The organism is Microbacterium sp. NPDC080220 (assembly GCF_040686395.1).
Classification (GTDB): domain Bacteria; phylum Actinomycetota; class Actinomycetes; order Actinomycetales; family Microbacteriaceae; genus Microbacterium; species Microbacterium gawkjiense.
Map to the genome: position 1 here is coordinate 63,258 of NZ_JBFBOP010000004.1, position 17,122 is coordinate 80,379.

At 72.0% G+C, this 17,122-nt stretch carries 16 protein-coding genes and 2 pseudogenes; 9 read left to right on the top strand and 9 right to left on the bottom strand.

Annotated elements, in window-relative coordinates:
• Positions 1 to 360 (bottom strand): metalloregulator ArsR/SmtB family transcription factor, encoded by a 360-nt coding sequence (locus AB0P29_RS07990; RefSeq protein ID WP_061015170.1) that lies wholly within the window; start codon positions 358 to 360, stop codon positions 1 to 3.
• Between the two features lie 83 nt (positions 361 to 443).
• Here AB0P29_RS07990 and AB0P29_RS07995 point away from each other — a divergent pair.
• The 7 genes and pseudogenes from AB0P29_RS07995 to AB0P29_RS08025 form a co-directional block, all read left to right on the top strand.
• Positions 444 to 611: pseudogene (locus tag AB0P29_RS07995) on the top strand (FAD-dependent oxidoreductase); the annotation flags it as partial.
• Positions 612 to 812 (top strand): annotated as a pseudogene (locus AB0P29_RS08000) (transcriptional regulator); the annotation flags it as partial. It abuts the pseudogene before it with no gap.
• On the top strand, positions 809 to 2,722 hold the full coding sequence (locus tag AB0P29_RS08005) for a cation-translocating P-type ATPase (protein ID WP_363379327.1): 1,914 nt from the start codon (positions 809 to 811) through the stop codon (positions 2,720 to 2,722). The pseudogene AB0P29_RS08000 and the gene AB0P29_RS08005, both read left to right, overlap by 4 nt.
• Before the next feature lie 2 nt (positions 2,723 to 2,724).
• Positions 2,725 to 3,279, top strand: coding sequence for a signal peptidase II (gene lspA, locus AB0P29_RS08010; protein WP_036283889.1), 555 nt, complete (start codon positions 2,725 to 2,727; stop codon positions 3,277 to 3,279).
• Positions 3,276 to 3,590: a hypothetical protein gene (locus AB0P29_RS08015; RefSeq protein ID WP_016465414.1), complete on the top strand. Its 315-nt coding sequence runs from the start codon at positions 3,276 to 3,278 to the stop codon at positions 3,588 to 3,590. Before lspA ends, AB0P29_RS08015 begins: the two co-directional genes overlap by 4 nt.
• Before the next feature lie 49 nt (positions 3,591 to 3,639).
• On the top strand, positions 3,640 to 4,101 hold the full coding sequence (locus AB0P29_RS08020; RefSeq protein ID WP_363379328.1) for a GH36 C-terminal domain-containing protein: 462 nt from the start codon (positions 3,640 to 3,642) through the stop codon (positions 4,099 to 4,101).
• A gap of 192 nt (positions 4,102 to 4,293) precedes the next feature.
• Positions 4,294 to 5,364 carry a Gfo/Idh/MocA family oxidoreductase gene (locus AB0P29_RS08025; RefSeq protein WP_363379329.1) on the top strand — a complete coding sequence of 357 codons (1,071 nt, stop codon included), beginning with the start codon at positions 4,294 to 4,296 and terminating at the stop codon, positions 5,362 to 5,364.
• 3 nt (positions 5,365 to 5,367) lie between these two features.
• Here AB0P29_RS08025 and AB0P29_RS08030 read toward each other — a convergent pair whose 3' ends face one another.
• From AB0P29_RS08030 to recQ, 8 genes are all read right to left on the bottom strand, one after another.
• Positions 5,368 to 5,973, bottom strand: coding sequence for an alkylhydroperoxidase domain protein (locus AB0P29_RS08030; protein ID WP_363379330.1), 606 nt, complete (start codon positions 5,971 to 5,973; stop codon positions 5,368 to 5,370).
• Positions 5,970 to 6,590 (bottom strand): CMD domain protein, encoded by a 621-nt coding sequence (locus AB0P29_RS08035; protein WP_363379331.1) that lies wholly within the window; start codon positions 6,588 to 6,590, stop codon positions 5,970 to 5,972. Before AB0P29_RS08035 ends, AB0P29_RS08030 begins: the two co-directional genes overlap by 4 nt.
• Positions 6,587 to 7,648 carry a putative FMN-dependent luciferase-like monooxygenase gene (locus AB0P29_RS08040; protein ID WP_363379332.1) on the bottom strand — a complete coding sequence of 354 codons (1,062 nt, stop codon included), beginning with the start codon at positions 7,646 to 7,648 and terminating at the stop codon, positions 6,587 to 6,589. The genes AB0P29_RS08035 and AB0P29_RS08040 overlap by 4 nt, the downstream gene beginning before the upstream one ends.
• Complete coding sequence (locus AB0P29_RS08045; RefSeq protein WP_363379333.1) at positions 7,645 to 9,276, bottom strand: ABC transporter ATP-binding protein; 1,632 nt, start codon at positions 9,274 to 9,276, stop codon at positions 7,645 to 7,647. The genes AB0P29_RS08040 and AB0P29_RS08045 overlap by 4 nt, the downstream gene beginning before the upstream one ends.
• Positions 9,273 to 10,115 (bottom strand): ABC transporter permease, encoded by an 843-nt coding sequence (locus tag AB0P29_RS08050; protein ID WP_363379334.1) that lies wholly within the window; start codon positions 10,113 to 10,115, stop codon positions 9,273 to 9,275. The genes AB0P29_RS08045 and AB0P29_RS08050 overlap by 4 nt, the downstream gene beginning before the upstream one ends.
• Entirely contained in the window at positions 10,112 to 11,119 is a 1,008-nt protein-coding gene (locus AB0P29_RS08055) for an ABC transporter permease (RefSeq protein ID WP_363379451.1), read from the bottom strand. The genes AB0P29_RS08050 and AB0P29_RS08055 overlap by 4 nt, the downstream gene beginning before the upstream one ends.
• Before the next feature lie 73 nt (positions 11,120 to 11,192).
• The gene (locus AB0P29_RS08060; protein ID WP_363379335.1) at positions 11,193 to 12,848 is read right to left on the bottom strand and encodes a TIGR04028 family ABC transporter substrate-binding protein; all 1,656 of its coding nucleotides are present in this window, start codon (positions 12,846 to 12,848) and stop codon (positions 11,193 to 11,195) included.
• A gap of 146 nt (positions 12,849 to 12,994) precedes the next feature.
• Positions 12,995 to 15,052, bottom strand: coding sequence for a DNA helicase RecQ (recQ, locus tag AB0P29_RS08065; RefSeq protein WP_363379336.1), 2,058 nt, complete (start codon positions 15,050 to 15,052; stop codon positions 12,995 to 12,997).
• A gap of 190 nt (positions 15,053 to 15,242) precedes the next feature.
• Here recQ and AB0P29_RS08070 point away from each other — a divergent pair, with 190 nt between their 5' ends.
• A complete protein-coding gene (locus AB0P29_RS08070; protein ID WP_363379337.1) occupies positions 15,243 to 15,701 on the top strand; it encodes a GNAT family N-acetyltransferase in 459 nt (152 codons plus the stop codon).
• A gap of 143 nt (positions 15,702 to 15,844) precedes the next feature.
• Complete coding sequence (locus AB0P29_RS08075) at positions 15,845 to 17,086, top strand: DUF222 domain-containing protein (protein WP_363379338.1); 1,242 nt, start codon at positions 15,845 to 15,847, stop codon at positions 17,084 to 17,086.
• Positions 17,087 to 17,122 lie beyond the last annotated feature (36 nt).

Below are 17,122 nucleotides of genomic sequence, written 5' to 3' on the forward strand. Positions count from 1 at the left end.
CTAGTTCGCACTGCCCAGCGCGGCAGGTCGCAGCGCATCCGCGGCCGCCTCGAGCGCCCCGTCGTTGAGCGCGAAGTACGCCCACTTCCCGCGCTGTTCGCGGGTGACAAGCCCGGCGTCGGTGAGGAGCTTCATGTGGTGCGAGACCGTCCCCTGTGACAATCCGACCGGCTCGATGAGGTCGCAGATGCAGGCCTCGCCGCCTTCGGTGCCGGCGATAAGGGAGAGCAGCATCACGCGGGTCGGATCACCGATGGCCTTGAACACCCGAGCGGAACGCTCGGCCTCCTCGGGGGTGATCGATGCGGTGATGCGCGGCACGCAGCACGTGCTCTGCTCGATGGTCACGGGAAGGCTCATGCGGATAGTCTGACACGTATTGACAAACTTCGATAGGTAAGCGAGTGTTCTCGTATTGAAGTTTTTCGATCTGAGGAGATGTGATGTCTGAGCTTCCTGTCGTCGTCATCGGTGCCGGTCCGCAGGGCCTGGCTGCAGCCGCCCACCTGACCGAACGCGGCGTTGACGCCGTGGTCGTCGAGCGGGGCGGCTCGGCCGGTGCTGCCGTGTCCGAGTGGGGACACGTGCGACTGTTCTCCGGGTGGCCGGAGCACCTGACCTGTCTGCGCGACTGCGGCATCGTGGTCGCCGAGCCTGAGGGGCGGCAGACGCGCTACGAGATCGCCGACCCGCACCTCGCGGCGGCGCTCACCGCACTGGTGGACGTGACGCTTGCTGTCGACGAGCACGCTCCCTGCGTGGACTCTTCGTGCACCGTGCCGGGCTGCTGCGGGACGGGAGCAGGCGAGTGAGCGCGGCGTGCGGCTGCGAGCACGACGAGCCCGAGACTGTCATAGGCGATGAAGCCGAGGAGGCGGAGCGCCCCTGGTGGCGGGACCGCGGGATCATGGTCCCGGTCTTCTCCGGCGTCGCCTTCCTGGCCGGTCTGATCCTTGAATGGTCCGGCCTCGAGATCCCGGCGCTGGTGTTGTTCTGGGCCGGTCTGCTCCTCGGTGCGTCGACGTTCACGCCCGGCGCGATCCGGAAACTGTTCAAGGGCAAGCTCGGCATCGGGCTGCTGATGACGATCAGCGCGGTCGGCGCGGTCATCCTCGGCTACGTCGAGGAGGCCGCGGCTCTGGTGTTCTTGTACTCGATTGCTGAGGCGCTCGAGGACAAGGCGATGGACCGTGCCCGGGGCGGGCTGAGGGCGCTGCTGAAGCTCGTGCCGGAGACAGCGACCGTGCTGCAGAACGGCGTCTCTGCGCAGGTGCCCGCGAGAGAGCTGACGGTCGGCCAGGTCATGGTGGTCCGTCCCGGCGAGCGGATCGCAACCGACGGGATCGTCCGTTCTGGCCGCTCCAGCCTGGACACCTCGGCGATCACCGGGGAGTCGATCCCCGTCGAGGTCGAGCCCGGCGATGCGGTGTCGGCCGGTGCGATCAACAGCGCCGGCGCGCTGGAGGTCGAAACGACCGCTGCGGGCACCGACAACTCGCTCACCACGATCGTGGAGCTGGTCGAGAAGGCGCAGACCGAGAAGGGAGACCGCGCCCGTCTCGCCGACCGCATTGCCCGCCCGCTCGTGCCCGGCGTGCTGATCCTCGCCGCTCTCGTCGCGATCATCGGGTCGCTGCTCGGCGACCCGGAGCTGTGGATCACCCGCGCACTCGTCGTGCTGGTCGCGGCATCGCCCTGCGCGCTGGCGATCTCGGTCCCGCTGACCGTGGTGGCCGCCATCGGGTCGGCGAGCAAGTTCGGCGTGATCATCAAGTCCGGGGCCGTGTTCGAGCGGTTCGGCGTGATCCGGCACGTCGCGGTCGACAAGACCGGCACCCTGACCCGCAACGAGCCCGCCGTCACCGCGGTGCTCACCGCCGACGGCGTGACCGAGGCGCAGGCGCTGGCGTGGGCGGCGTCGTTGGAGCAGCACAGCACCCACCCCCTCGCGGCCGCGATCACCGCTGCAGCGCCTGAGGCCCCTGCAGCCGAGGGCGTGACCGAGCAGGCAGGTCACGGCATCGAAGGCGAGCTCGACGGCGCGCGGATCACGGTCGGCAGCCCGCGTTGGCTCGACGCCGGATTCCTCGGCGACCAGGTCGCGGGGCTGGAGGAGCAGGGCATGACGGTCGTGATCGTCCACCGCGACGGCGAGCCGGTCGCCGCGATCGGCGTCCGCGACGAGCTGCGCCCGGAGGTCCCCGAGGTCGTCCGTACCCTCGCCGCGCAGGGCATCGGGGTCACGATGCTCACCGGCGACAACGCTCGCACCGCCCGCGCCCTCGCCGCCCAAGCGGGGATCGAGGACGTCCGCGCCGAACTGCGCCCGGAGGACAAGGCCGCTGCGATCGCAGAGCTCGGTGCGAAGGGCTCGGTCGCGATGATCGGCGACGGCATCAACGACGCCCCCGCCCTGGCCGCTGCCGATATCGGCATCGCGATGGGCGCGACCGGCTCCGATGCCGCGATCGAGTCCGCCGACGTGGCCTTCACCGGCCACGACCTGCGGCTGCTGCCGCGCGCGTTCGACCACGCCCGCCGCGGACGGCACATCATCAACCAGAACATCATCCTGTCGCTGCTGATCATCAGCGCCCTGCTCCCGCTCGCCCTCTTCGGCGTCCTCGGCCTCGCCGCCGTGGTGCTCGTGCACGAGATCGCCGAGGTCGTCGTGATCCTCAACGCTCTGCGCGCCGCCCGGACCCGGAAGACCATCGCGTGACCGTGCAGGACGTCGCCGCGACAGTCGGCGAAGACCGTACGGGCCCACGGCCGCAGGCGAGGAGAGCCCTTGGCTTCACCTTGGTCGTGGCCGTGCTCGCTGTGGTGCTCGACCAGGCCTCGAAGGCCCTCGCCGTGGCACAGCTGGCCCCGGGGGAACGGATCCCGCTGGTCGGGGACCTGTTCGGCCTGTCCCTGGTCTACAACCCCGGAGCCGCGTTCTCGCTCGGCTCCGGGGCCACCTGGATCATCACCCTCATCGGCGTACTCGCCTCCGCCGCGGTGGTCATCTTCGCCATTCGGCTGCGCGGTGCCCGCTGGGGCCTCGCGCTGGGGCTGGTCCTCGGCGGCGCGGTCGGCAACCTCATCGACCGAATCATGAACCCGCCCGCGTTCGGCCGCGGCCACGTCACCGACTTCCTCGCCTACGGCGACCTCTTCGTCGGGAACGTCGCCGACGTCTTCGTCGTGATTGGGGTCGGACTCGTCTGCCTGAACCTCCTCCTGCCGAACGCTCGCACGATGACCAACAGCGAGAGAACGGAAAGCGCCTCGTGAAAGTGGAATTGCTGCACATCGTCGACTGCCCCAACACGGACATCGCCGAAGCCAACGCACGCGCGGCGCTCGACGCTCTCGGGCTCGGGGGCGTCGCCGTCGAGCTGGTGACGATCCACACCGAGGCCGAAGCGGCAAGCCTCGGGTTCGGAGGATCGCCCACGCTCCTGGCCGACGGCGTCGACCTATTCCCGACATCTCCTGTACAGGCACTTGCGTGCCGCGTCTACACAACGGAGAACGGGTTCGCTGGGGCACCAACCACGTCCCAGATCGAACGGGCGATCCGAGCATTGCCCGAGCAGGCGTAACCGGCGGACACGATCATCACCTGGTCAACATGGAGCCCACCAAGCCGTGGTGCGAATACTGCCTCCCGAAATACTGCTCTCCACCGACAACGTCACCACCCTCACCGAGACGGATGCCGCGACCGTCGGCGCGTGGGTCGCCCTCGCGAAGCGGGTGCGCCCCCTCGTCGCCACGGGCCGCCTGGTCAACGCGGACGTCGCCGACCCCGGGCTCGATGTCCGCGGCGTCGTCGCCGACGACCAAGCATCCGCCTTCTTCACCATCACCCAGACCCAGACCCTCATCTCCTCACCGGCGGGGCGCGTGCGGTTCCCGGGACTCGACCCCGACCGCACCTACCGGATCGAGATCGTCACCCCCGGCGGGATCGTGCAGACCCCCGCGCAGTCCCCGCTCGAATGGGCGCACCACGACACCGTGCTGACGGGGCGTCAACTCGCCGTCGTCGGTCTGCGACCGCCGGTGCAGAACCCGCAGCAGGCCGTCGTCGTCGAGGTCACCGCGGTCTGAGGTCCGTCAGATCCGTTCAAGCTGGTCGAGGAACTCGTCGGCCATCTCGACCTGCCGACGGAGCTTCTCGCGACGCGCGGCAGCCTCGGCGCGCACGGCGCCGAGCACCGACGCGAGAGGGTTGACCCCGCCTGCGGCGGCCTGGAGGATGCCGGGGGCGACCGCATCGGGACGCCGCGACGAAGGGGTCTCATGACGCAGCCGGCACGATTCGCGATCATCGGCACGGGCTGGCGGGCGGAGTTCTTCCTGCGCCTCGCCGCGGCGGCACCGGACCGCCTCCAGGTGACGGGGATGCTCGCCCGGTCGGACGCATCGGCGGCGCGCATCGCCCCCTGGGGCGTGCCGGTGCACCGGTCGATGGACGACCTGCTTGCAGCGCGGCCCGACGTCGTGATCGCGTCGGTGTCGTGGGACGCCATGCCCGGTGTCATCACGGACCTCGTCGACCGCGGGGTGCGCGTGCTCGCCGAGACGCCGCCCGCACCCGATGCCGACGGCCTGCGGAAGCTGTGGCACGACGTCGGCGCGAGCGGCCTCGTGCAGGTGGCCGAGCAGTACATGCTCATGCCGGGCCACGCCGCCCGGCTCGAGGTCGTGCGCTCGGGCGCCCTCGGCACGATCGGCGGCGTGCAGGTGTCGTCGACCCACCTGTACCACGCGACCTCGATGATCCGGACGTTCCTGGATGCCGGGATGGCCGAGGCCACGGTGTCGGCACGGACCTTCACCGCGCCGCTCGTCGACCCGCTCTCGCCCGCAGGCTGGTCGGACGACGTCTCGCCGCAGCCGCGGACGACGACCATCGCGACGCTCGACTTCGGCGACGGCCGCATGGGCCTTTACGACTTCGTCGACAACCAGTGGTGGAACCCGATCCTGTCGCGACGGATCATCCTCCGCGGCTCGCACGGCGAACTCGAGGGCGACACGGTGCGGCGGTTCGAGGGTTCCGAGGTGGTCGTCTCGCCGATCACCTACCGCCGCACGGGCGTCGACCTGAACCTCGAGGGCAACGACGTCGTGTCGGCCTCCTTCGAGGGGCGGATCGTCTACCGCAACCCGTGGGCCGGCACGCGGCTGTCGGAGGACGACATCGCCGTCGCGTCGCTGCTCGAGAGCACCGGACGGTGGGCCCGGGGCGACGGCCCCGAGCCCTATCCGCTCGCCGAGGCGTGCCAGGACCACCTGCTCAGTCTCGCGATCGGTGAATCGGCTCGGACGGGCGCCGACGTCCGGGTCGCGCGCCAGCCCTGGGCCTGACGGTCAGCGGGCCGCGGGCACCTCGGGCTCGCCGAGCGACAGCATGAGGCGGTTGGCCCAGTTGAAGAACGCGGCTCCCCCGATGACGTCGACGATCGACGCGTCGTCGAGCCCGGCATCCCGCAGCCGGTCGACGTCGTCGGGACCGAAACTCAGCGGTGTCGCGGTGAGCGAGACGGATGCCGCGACGACGGCGTTCCAGCGCTCGTCACCGAGGTCGGCGTCGGTGCCCTCGTCGAGCAGCCGCTGGACGTCGTCGCGCCGGCCGGACTCCCGCGTGGCGGCGGCCGAGTGCACGGAGGCGCAGAAGACGCAGCCGTTCACCCGGCTGGCCGCGGTCGCCGCGAGTTCCCGCTCGGCGCGGCCGATGCCGCCGTCGACGTTGAAGAAGATGTCGAGGTCGGTGAGCGTCCGCGCCTCGAGGGCGTCGGGGTCGCGGGCCAGCAGCCGGAAGTAGGGCATCTTCGTACGGGCCGGCTCGACGAGGGCCTCGCGCTGACGCTCGGTGAGCTCCGCCTCGGGGACGGGCGCGAGCCAGGGCACCCATCCGAGACCCAGCTGCGTGAAGCGGTCGGGGCGGGCGAGGTCGGGGTACTCGGCGACGGTCATCGCGCGGCTCCTTCGAGGGTGTGGGCGGTGGTGTGAGCGGATGCGGACGCGCCGAGCACGCGCAGGCCCCACGCCAGCCGCAGCTGGAATGCGAGGAAGGCGACGAGCTGTGACAGGCTCACGATCGCGTCGGCGGACCACCCGGCATCCGTCAGCGCGCGCAGCGCCTGCGGCGACGCCTCGCGCGGACGGAACACCAGCAGGTGCGTGTGGGCGAGGGCCGCGGCGAGCCGGCCGCCGACGGCAGCGGATGCCGGGTGCCAGGCGACGGCCGGGGTGCTCTCGCCGGCGAGTCCGGGCTCGCGGTAGGCGCCGACGGGTCCGCGCTGCGCGGCGTCGGCGGCGAGGTCCGCGATGGCGTCGGCGAGGGCGGCATCCTCCTCGCGGAGCAGATCGTCGTAGAACGCCGTCGCCGCGTCGAATCGGTGGATCCGCGCGGTGAAGGCGGCGATCGCGTAGCGCTCGGCGAGCGGGAAACCCCCCGGCTGCGCGGGCTCGAGGAGCGCCTCGAAACTGCGCTGCGCGTTCGCGCGCGCCTGCGGTCGCAGCGCGCGGGTCTCGGCGAGCGGACTGCCGGGCGTGATGCCGGCGAGCAGGTCGATGATGTCGGCGGTCATGCGTACTCCTTCCGGGCCGCGGCCCGATGGTGGTCTCGGATGTCGTCGGCGGCGTCGGGGCCGGTCGCCCAGCCGAGCCGGGGGGCCACCTGCGTGCCCAGAAGCTCGATGGAACGGAGGGTGAGCTCGTGGGTCGCGGCGACCGAGTGGACCTGGAAGGTGACGTCGGTCGCCTGCGCGATGATCGGGTCGGCGGCGAGCGAGGCGACGACCTCGTCGACGGTGCCGATGTGGGTGTCGGAGAGCCGGATCAACTCGGCGAGCGGCAGGTCGGCCGCGTACGCACCGATCAACTGCGCGGCGACGGCGCGCAGCCCGCGCTCGGCCAGCGCGAAGGCCTCGTCGCGCCGGTCGGGGTCGACGACGAACGCGGTGCGCGAGGCGAGGATGCGGGGCGCCGCCCCCTCGGGCAGCGCGTCGAGGTAGGCGTCGACGATGGGCTGCTGGATGTCGCCGATGGTCGCGTCGGGCGCCTCGGGCGTCCGCGGCTGCGTGCGCGAGAGCATGAGGCCATCGCCCGCCGCGCCCGCCCGAGCACCCCCGGCGGGCGAGAACGTCGCCTGCCAGATACGGTCGGCGAGATCGCCGGCGGGCGGGTAGGCGACCGACTCCGTGCCGCGGACGCTGTCACCGCGCAGCGTCGACCGGAACACGTCGAGGTGCTCCGCGTGCAGGGCGGCGCGGTCGGCGGCACCCTTCCCGAAAGCGGCGAACGAGCCGGGCGTCCCCCCGGAGGCGACGCCGAGCTGCAGGCGACCGCCGCTCAGGGCGTCGAGCACGGCGGCGTCCTCGGCCGCGCGGACCGGGTCCTCGATGGGGAGGGTCAGGACGGCGGTGCCGAGGCCGATGCGACTCGTGCGCTCGGCCGCCGCGGCGAGGAAGACGAGCGGCGAGGGCAGCCCGCCCTCGTGCGCGCCGAAGTGGTGCTGGGCTACCCAGGCCGACGCGAAGCCGGACTGCTCGGCGTGCTGGATCTGCTCCAGCCCGAACCGGTACCGGTCGGCGGCGGGGGCGTCCTCGAGCAGGCGGCTGAAGAAGCCCAGTCGGGGCGTCGTCATGTGGTGTCCTTCCGGAGGGCGGAGCCGGGGACGGCGTCGAGCAGCCCCCGGGTGTACTCGTGCTGCGGCGAGCCGAAGACCTCGTCGACGGTGCCGTGCTCGACCTGGACGCCGCGGCGGAGGACCGAGACGGTGTCGGAGATCTGCCGGACGACGGCGAGGTCGTGCGAGATGAAGACGTAGGTGAGACCGAGCTCCTCCTGCAGGCTCGCGAGGAGACGGAGGATCTGCGCCTGCACCGTCACGTCGAGGGCCGAGACCGCCTCGTCGAGGACGACCAGCCGCGGCTCGAGGATGAGCGCCCGCGCGATCGCGACGCGCTGGCGCTGACCGCCCGACAGTTCCCGGGGCCGGCGCGCGGCGATCTCGGGCGCGAGGGCGACCTGCGCGAGGGCGTGCGCGGCGCGGCTGCGGTGCTCGGCGGCGGAGCCCAGGCCGAAGTTCCGCAGCGGCTCCTCGAGGATCGTGCCGATGCGCTGGCGCGGATCGAGCGACGCGTACGGGTTCTGGTAGACGAGCTGCGCGGTGCGGCGGTACCCCCGGCGGTGCCGCCCGGGGCGGAGCGCGGTCACCTCGACGCCGTCGACCGTGATCGTGCCGCGCTGCGGCGCACCGAATCCGGCGAGCGCGCGGCCGATCGTGGTCTTGCCCGACCCCGACTCCCCGACGATCGCGTGGGTGGTCCCCGGCGCGACCGTGAACGAGACGTCGTCGACGGCGACGAGCGGCGGCTGCCCGGCGCCGCGGCCGAACTCCTGCCGCAGTCCCGAGACGGTCACGAGCGGCGCGGCGGAGACGGATGACGGGGCCCGGCGCTCGACGACGTGTCCGAGCGACGGGGCGTCAGCCAGCAGGCGACGCGTGTAGTCGGACTCCGGCGCCGCGAGGACGGATCGGGCGGGCCCGGATTCCTGCACGGCGCCGTCCTTCATGACGACGATCGTGTCGGCGCGGTCCGCCGCCACGGCCAGGTCGTGCGTGATGAAGAGCACCCCGGTGCCGGTGTCGGCGCGCAGCCGGTCGAGCAGGTCGAGGACCGTGCGCTGGACGGTGACGTCGAGCGCGCTCGTCGGCTCGTCGGCGATGATCAGTTCGGGATCGAGGGCGAGCGCCGCGGCGATGAGCACCCGCTGGCGCATGCCGCCGGAGAGCTCGTGCGGGTACTGGCGGTACCGCGTCGCGGGGTCGTCGATCTCGACCCGCTCGAGCAGGTCGATGACGCGCGCGCGGATCTTCGCGGCATCCCGCCAGCCGTGGATGCGCAGCACCTCGCCGATGCTCGCGCCGATCGTGGCGACGGGGTTGAGCGAGTTGCCGGGGTCCTGCGGGACGAGCGCGACGCGCGTGCCGCGGAGGGCGCGCCAGCGGCGGTCGGAGAGACCGACGAGTTCGGTGTCGCCCTCGTCGCCGTGGAGCGTGATCGTCCCGCCGTCGATGCGTCCGTTGCCGGCGAGCAGCCCGATCGCCGCCTGCGCGACGGTCGACTTGCCCGAGCCGGACTCGCCCACGAGCGCGGTGACCTGTCCGCGGGCCACGTCGAGCGAGACGCTGCGGACGGCGTCGACGTCGCCGCGTTCGGTGCGGTAGCGGACGACGAGGTCGCGGATGCCGAGCAGTGCACCGGTCATGGGCGTTCCCCTCCCCGGAGGGCCTGACTGAGACGGTTGGTGGCGAGGACGACGGCCACGACGACGAGGCCCGGCAGCACGGTGAGCCACCACGCGGTGGCGACGTAGTTGCGCCCCTCGGAGATGAGCAGCCCCCATTCCGGGGTGGGCGGGGGCGCCCCGTAGCCGAGGAACCCGAGGGTCGAGATCTGCAGGATCGCCGACCCCAGCTGCAGGGCGGCGAGCGCCAGGACGGGCGTGAGCGAGTTCGGCAGGATGTGGCGCCACAGGACGGATGCCGCGGTTCCCCCCGACCCGTATGCCGCTTCGACGAAGTCCGCCACCCGCACACTGACGACCTGTGCGCGCGCCAGCCGGGCGAACACGGCGACGGAGGTGACCCCGACCGCGAGCGCCGCGTTGGTGGTGCCGAACCCGAGGAGGATGACGACGCTGAGCGACAGCAGGAGCGCGGGGATCGCGAGCAGCACGTCGACGACCCGCATGAGCACCTCGTCCACGGCGCCGCCCGCCGCGCCCGCCGTGACCCCGATCGCCGTCCCGGCGACGAGTCCGACGAGGACGGCGACGAGGGCGCCCGTGACCGAGTGCGAGGCGCCGTGGATGACACGGGCGAAGACGTCGCGGCCCGTGGCATCCGTCCCGAACAAGTGGGCGGGGCTCGGGCCCTGCAACGCCGCCGCCACCGTCTCGGTCGGGCTCGCCGCGGTGAACAGTCCCGGGGCGAGCGCCCACGCGACCGCGATCAGGAGGACGAGGGCGGGGACCACGGTGCCGAGGCGGAGCACGCGGCGCGGGGCCGCCGTGCGGGCGCCGGGCCGGGCGAGCGTGAGGGTCATCGCGCGATCCCTTCGGTGAGCGGGACGGGCGTCGGGACGGCCCCGGCGACGCGGCTGCGCGAGGCGGCGAGCGGGCGTCCGCCGCGGCGCAGACGCGGATCGAGCAGGGGGTACAGGAGATCGACGACGAGGTTGATGACGACGAAGGCGACGGACGAGATGACGACGATCGCCAGGAGGACGGGGGTGTCGCGGTTCGCGACCGCCTGCGCCGTGAGCTGACCGATGCCCGGGCGGCCGAAGACCGCCTCGGTGACGACGGCGCCGCCGACGAGCTCACCGAAGAGGACGCCCGCCATCGTGAGGGCGGGGAGGAGGGCGTTGCGCGCCACGTTGCGCCACAGCAGCCACGACGTGCTCGCGCCGCGCGAGCGCACGACCGCGACGAACGGCTGCTCGGATACCTCGTCGATGCTGCGGGTCAGCACCTGCGCGAGCGGCGCCGCGATGGGTACGGCGAGGGTGAGCACCGGCAGGATGAGCGCCTCGACCGGGTCGGCACCGATGAGCGGCACCCAGCCGAGCTGGAAGGAGAAGACCTGGATGAGGATGATGCCGATCCAGAAGACGGGCATCGAGACGAACAGCGGCGGCAGCTGGCGGAAGACCGCGCGCAGCGGCCGGAACGCGCCGTAGGTGGCGGTGAACGCGATGACGACCGCGAGGAAAACGGCGACCGCGAGTCCCAGCACGGCGAGGGTCAGGGTGGACGGCAGCGCGACGGCGACGAGATCGGCGACGGCGGCGCCGCTCTGGACCGAGTAGCCGAGGTCGCCGCGCAGGAAGGAGGCGACGGTGTCGGCGTAGCGCTCGAACAGGGGCCGGTCGGCGCCGTAGGCGGCCCGGATCTCGTCGAGCTGCGCGGGTGTGAGACCGAGCTCGGGGCTGCCGTACCGCGCGAGCACACCGTCGCCCGGGAGGGCCGCGAGCAGCAGGTACGCGGCGGTGAACGCGAGCAGCAGGACCAGGAGGGCGCCGCCGGCGCGTCGCAGGGCGAAGAGCATGGTCACCTCTCGAGTCGGAACGGGGTGGATGCGGGGAGGGGTCGCCTCCCCGCATCCGGGTCGGTCGTCCCTCTTACTGGGCGAGCCAGGTGTTGTAGAACGACGGGCGGCCGATCGACTCCGTCGCGAAGCCGTGGACGGCGTCGACGTAGCCGTAGACCTGCGGTTCCTCGAAGAAGGGCAGGATGTAGGCCTGCTCCGCGAGGCGCTGCTGGGCCGCGGCGGATGCCTCCTGGCGGCCCTCCTCGGTGGGGCTCGAGGCGATCGCCAGCAGCAGCGCGTCGAGCTCCTCATCGGCGACCGTCCCGTCGGGGTACCCGTTCAGCAGCGCGTTGCGGTTGCCGGAGTAGTACTGCGACTTCAGGACGTCGTAATCGGCGCGGCCGACCATGGAGTGGTACACCTGCAGTTCGCCGGGGACGCCGCGCGCGGCATCCTGCGCCGCCTGGTCACCCGGAAGCAGGGTGATCTCGACGCCGATGTCCTTCAGCTGGTCCTGGATGAGGGTGATCACCTCGCGGGAGCGCGGCTGCGGCAGCGCCTCGTTGACCGTGAGGGAGAGGCGGGTGCCGTCCTTCTCGCGGATCCCGTCGGAACCGGGCACCCAGCCCGCGTCGTCGAGGAGCTTCGTCGCCTGGTCGGGGTCGTACACGTAGAACTCCGACGTGTCGGTGTACCCGCGCGCCGTGGTCGCGAGGGCGCCGGTGGCGAGGGGGTAGCTGTCGCTGAAGAGGGTGTCGACGATCGCCTGACGATCGATGCCGGCGATGAGCGCCTGGCGCACGGCGAGGTCGGAGGTGATCGGGTCGCGCAGGCGGAAGCTCAGCCCGTTGTTGACGCCGTTCGTCGCCGAGGCGAGCAGGTGCAGGCCGTCGGCGGAGAACTGCGCCTCGTCGGGCGCTTCGATGCCGCGGGCGATGTGCGCCTGGCGCGAAACGACGGTGCCGACCCGCACGCTGTCCTCGGCGGCCACGACGTAGTCGATGCCGTCGAGGTAGGCGCGTCCCTGGTGCTCGAGAGAGGGGGGTGCCCAGTCGTAGTCGTCGCGCGCCGTCAGGCTGATCCTGGTGCCGATCTCCTCGGACGCGACGACGAAGGGGCCGCTGCCGATGATCTCTGTCGCGTTGCCCGGGCCGAATTCCTCGCTCGTGCGGTCGAGCGTCTCGGCGGAGAGCAGGCCGGCGTTGATCGCCGAGGTCGCCTGCGCGAAACCGGGTGCGGGGGCGCTGAAGTGGAAGCGCACCGTGTGCTCGTCGAGGACCTCGCTGCTCTCGTAGTTGGTCACCTGCTCCGAGACGGTGAACTTCCGGTCGGGGTCGCCCAGGCCGAGCAGGTCGAAGTTCTTCGCGACGTTCTCGGCATCGAGCGGCGTGCCGTCGGAGTAGGTGACGTCATCGCGGAGCGTGAACGTGTACTCGGTGGCATCCGCGTTCACCTCGGGCAGCTCGGCGGCGATCCACGGCTCCAGCTCGAGGGTCTCGGGGTCCTGGTAGAGCAGGCGGTCGGTGATGTTGTTGATGACACCGCCGTTCGGGTAGAAACCGCCCGACCCCGGGTACAGCGTGTTCCAGGTCTGCGGTTCGAGGTAGGTCAGGGTGCCACCGGTCTGCGGTTCGCCCGCGGCAGCGTTGGAGCTGGGGGTGGTGCCGGCGCCGGCGCAGCCGGCTATCGCGGCGACGAGGGCGGCGCCGAGGGTGACGGCCAGGGCGGCGCGGAAGGGACGGGTCATGAGGACTCCAGGACGGATGAGGACGGGTGCAGGCCTCATCCGAGCACGCCCGCTCCGCGGCCGCACGCCGCGTGGTCACGGGAGGTAGGAGTGTTACGTCACATGGGGATCCGTCGGGGCCGGCGCTGACCCGGGGGCTCCGCGGCTCAGGCGTTCGCGGCGATGACGGCGACGACGGCCTCGCCGTAGGCCTCGCGCTTCTTCGCACCGATGCCGGTGATGCCGTCGAGGTCGGCGACCGAGCGCGGGCGGTGCTCGGCGAGGGCGCGGAGCGTCGCGTCGCCGAACACGATGTACGCGGGGACGCCCTGCTCGCGGGCCTGCTCGGCCCGCCACGCCCGGAGCGCCTCGAACAGGTCGCGGTCGCCCTCGGGCAACGAGTCGGCCGTCGACGACTTCTTCGCGCGGGTCGCTCCCCCACCGGTGCGGCCGAGGACATCGCGCCGCAGCGGCACGGGCTCCTCGCCCCGCAGCACGGCCGCTCCGGTCTCGCCCACTGTCAGCACGCCGTACTCGCCCTGCGCGACCAGGATGCCGCGGGCCAGCAGCTGGCGGACGACCGAACGCCAGTCCTGCTCGGACAGATCGTTCCCGATCCCGTACGTCGAGAGCTTGTCGTGCCCCTGCTGGCGGATGCGCTCGGTCGAGGCGCCGCGGAGGATGTCGATGAGGTGCCCGGCGCCGAACGCCTGGTTGCGCTCCCGCTGCAGGCGGACGATCGTCGACAGGAGCTTCTGCGACGCGATGAGGCCGTCCCACGTATCGGGTTGGGTGAGGCAGGTGTCGCAGTTGCCACAGGCATCCGACGACTGACCGAAGTAGTTCAGCAGATTCTGTCGCCGGCACGAGACCGTCTCGCAGAGGGCGAGCATCGCATCGAGGTGCTGCCCCATGCGCATCTTGTAGGTGCGGTCGCCGGGCGACTGGTCGATGAGGCGCCGCTGCTGCACGACGTCGCCGAGACCGTACGCCATCCACGCGACCGCGGGCTCGCCGTCGCGGCCAGCGCGGCCGGTCTCCTGGTAGTAGCCCTCGACGGACTTCGGCAGGTCGATGTGGGCGACGAAACGGACGTCGGGCTTGTCGATGCCCATGCCGAACGCGATCGTGGCGACCATGACGACACCATCTTCGCGGAGGAACCTCGACTGGTGCCGGGCGCGCATCGCGGCATCCAATCCCGCGTGGTACGCGAGGGCGTCGACGCCCTGCGTGCGCAGGTACTCGGCCGTCTGCTCGACCGACTTGCGGCTGAGCGCGTAGACGATGCCGGCGGCGCCCTCGGGCTGTGAGCGCACGAACTGCACGAGCTGGCGACGCATGTCGACCTTGGGCTCGATGCGGTACTGGATGTTAGGGCGGTCGAAGCTCGCGACGAAATGCCGTGCGCCCTGCAGGTGCAGGCGCTCGGTGAGCTCGGTGTGCGTCGCGCGGGTCGCCGTCGCGGTGAGCGCCATGCGCGGAACGCCGGGGAACCGCTCGGCCAGGTCGCCGAGCGCGAGGTAGTCGGGGCGGAAGTCGTGGCCCCACTGCGACACGCAGTGGGCCTCGTCGATCGCGATGACGCTGAGCTGCGCGCGCTGCAGGAGCGCGGTCGTCGCGGGGACCGACAGCCGCTCGGGTGCGACGTAGACGAGGTCGAGTTCGCCGTCGAGGAGCGCCTGCTCGACACCCGCGCGCTCCGCCGGGGTCTGCGTCGAGTTCAGGAACGCGGCACGCACACCGTTGGCGATGAGCGCGTCGACCTGGTCGTGCATGAGCGCGATCAGCGGGCTGACGACGAGGCCCGTGCCGGGGCGGACGAGCGCGGGCACCTGGTACGTGATCGACTTGCCGCCGCCGGTCGGCATGAGGACGACCGCGTCGCCGCCGGCGATGACGTGCGAGACGATGTCGCCCTGGTCGCCGCGGAAGGCCGTGTAGCCGAAGACCTCGGTGAGGACCTTGACCGGGTCATCGCCCACGTGGTCGCGTCGCTCGAGACGCAGGACGGATGCCGGGGGTGCGGCGGGGCGTGCGGGCTGGGTTCGCGCGGGCTGGGGGCGTGCCGGTTCGGCGCGCGTCGCGCGGGCGACGGACGCGGCGTAGTCGTCGAACCGCGGGTCAGGCGGAGGCGGCGAGTCGAAGTCGTCCGGCGGCGGAACGTCGTCGGGATCCCACACGAGATCGGCGTAGGGGTCGTTCTGCCATCCGCCGTCACTCACCCGGTCAACCCTAGCCGCGGCATCCGACACGGTCTTCGGGTGTGGACGGGTCGCGCGGCGTGGGCAGGATGGGGAGACCGATTCGCGAGACTGCACCCGGGCGACGAGGATGCGGCGCGCGAACGCAGTCTCGACGCGCTCGTGCAGTCTCGGCGCAGGGGGCGCGGCGCGGGAACGGGGAGGAGCGGGGATGGAACTGATCAGGTGCACGGCGGCGGATGCCGGTGAGGTCGAGGCCTTCCTGCGCGAGGTCGACCTGACCGTCACGGGACTCGACGCGCCGTCGACCCGGCTGTGGGTCGAGCGCGACGAGTCGGGGCGGATCGTCGGGAGCACCGGGTACGAGCTGAGCGGCGACGGCACGCACGCGCTGATCCGGAGCGTCGCCGTCGCGTCGGCGTCGCGCACCCGCGGGCGCGGGAGGGAAATGGCCGCTTTCGCGCTCGAACGCGCCGCGGACGAGGGGGCGACGACGGCGTGGCTGTTCAGCCGCCGGTCGGGCGCGTTCTGGCAGTCGCTGGGCTTCGTCGCTGCGGACCTGTCGGAGCTCGCGCGCGTCCTGGCCGACACGCATCAGGTGCGGGCGTTCGTCGCGACCGGGCAGATCACGCGAGAGGTCGCGTGGACGCGGGTGCTCGGCGGGGCGTGAGGCCGGCGGGTGCTGCGCCGAGGGGTCGCAGATGGTCGGCCGGCGGCGTCGAATGTGACCATCTGCGACGCCTCGACGAACGGCGGGACGGATGCCGGGCGGCAGCCGGAAGCGATGTCGGAACCCCCTCCTAGTCTGGAACTATGTCCAGTTCAGCCGATCGTCGCGACGAGGTCCCGGAGGGGATCCCGTCGACGCTTGACTGGGTGGTGCTGAGTGCGGACATGGCGACCATCCACGCCGCGCAGCGGTACGCGTGCATCGTCGAGTTGTGGGATGACGCGATCGCCGACGCGCGCCGTCGGGACGAGCCGGTCGCGTTCGTGGAACGGTCGGTGCGGCTCGAAGTCGCCGCCGCGTTGCGGATCACCGAGCACGCGGCGGGACGGTTGATGGGTGTCGGGCACGCGCTGCTGCGCCGGTACCCGCAGGTGTGGGAGGCGATGAGCCGTGCGGACATCACCGACACCCACGCGACGATCATCGTCGACGGGCTCGACCAGCTCGACGACGTGACCGCGGGGCTGGTGTCTGAGGTGCTGAGCCTGGCCCAGGAGCTGCCGACCGGGCCGTTCCGGCGGGCGATGAAACGCATCGTCGACCGCGAGCAGGAAGCCACCCTCGCCGAGCAGCACGCCGCGGCCGTCGCGCACCGGCACGTGCGGGTGGATGCGGGGGTGGATGGGATGGCATGGCTCACCGCACACCTCCCCGCAGTGGAAGCGCATGCGATCGCCGGACGTCTCACCGCGATCGCGAAGACTCTCGATTCCGCCAACGATGAGCGGACGTTGGATCAGAAGCGCGCGGACGTGTTCGGGGATCTGCTCCTCGATGGGGAGACGGACGCGCTCCCCGACTCCGCACGCGGGATCCGTCCCACCGTCGCGATCACCGTCCCCGCCCTGACGCTTCTCACCGGTGACGGCCCGGCCGCGCAGGTCGACGGTGTCGGCCCGATCCCGCTCGATAAGGCGCGGGAACTGTGCGGGGCGGCGTCGGGGTGGATGCGGGTGCTCACCCACCCCGAAACCGGGGTCGTCCTCTCCGTCGGGCGAGAGCAGTACCGGCCACCCGCCGACCTGCGACGGCTCGTCACCTGGCGGGCCGCGCGGTGCATGGCCCCCGGCTGCGGGATCCCCGCCGACCGGTGCGACGTCGACCACACCGTCGACTGGCACCACGGCGGAGACACCGCCGCCGACAACCTGGCACCGCTGTGCCGCGGGCATCACACCCTCAAACACCAATCCGACTGGGAGGTCAGAGCCAAACCCGGCGGCGCACTCGAATGGACCTCACCCGCTGGCCGGGTCTACCTCGTCCAGCCCGAACGCCGCATCCCCACCTTCACCGTCGACCCACCCGGACCGCCACCGTTCTAGGCGGTGTCGCCGAAGGCCGAGTCGGGTTGCGATCCG

Excerpts from the sequence above, each read along its gene's own strand:
- AB0P29_RS07990 (WP_061015170.1), bottom strand. The coding sequence starts at position 360 with ATGAGCCTTCCCGTGACCATCGAGCAGAGCACGTGCTGCGTGCCGCGC.
- AB0P29_RS08025 (WP_363379329.1), top strand. The coding sequence starts at position 4,294 with ATGACGCAGCCGGCACGATTCGCGATCATCGGCACGGGCTGGCGGGCG.
- AB0P29_RS08030 (WP_363379330.1), bottom strand. The coding sequence starts at position 5,973 with ATGACCGTCGCCGAGTACCCCGACCTCGCCCGCCCCGACCGCTTCACG.
- AB0P29_RS08035 (WP_363379331.1), bottom strand. The coding sequence starts at position 6,590 with ATGACCGCCGACATCATCGACCTGCTCGCCGGCATCACGCCCGGCAGT.
- AB0P29_RS08040 (WP_363379332.1), bottom strand. The coding sequence starts at position 7,648 with ATGACGACGCCCCGACTGGGCTTCTTCAGCCGCCTGCTCGAGGACGCC.
- AB0P29_RS08045 (WP_363379333.1), bottom strand. The coding sequence starts at position 9,276 with ATGACCGGTGCACTGCTCGGCATCCGCGACCTCGTCGTCCGCTACCGC.
- AB0P29_RS08050 (WP_363379334.1), bottom strand. The coding sequence starts at position 10,115 with ATGACCCTCACGCTCGCCCGGCCCGGCGCCCGCACGGCGGCCCCGCGC.
- AB0P29_RS08055 (WP_363379451.1), bottom strand. The coding sequence starts at position 11,119 with ATGCTCTTCGCCCTGCGACGCGCCGGCGGCGCCCTCCTGGTCCTGCTG.
- AB0P29_RS08060 (WP_363379335.1), bottom strand. The coding sequence starts at position 12,848 with ATGACCCGTCCCTTCCGCGCCGCCCTGGCCGTCACCCTCGGCGCCGCC.
- AB0P29_RS08070 (WP_363379337.1), top strand. The coding sequence starts at position 15,243 with ATGGAACTGATCAGGTGCACGGCGGCGGATGCCGGTGAGGTCGAGGCC.
- AB0P29_RS08075 (WP_363379338.1), top strand. The coding sequence starts at position 15,845 with ATGTCCAGTTCAGCCGATCGTCGCGACGAGGTCCCGGAGGGGATCCCG.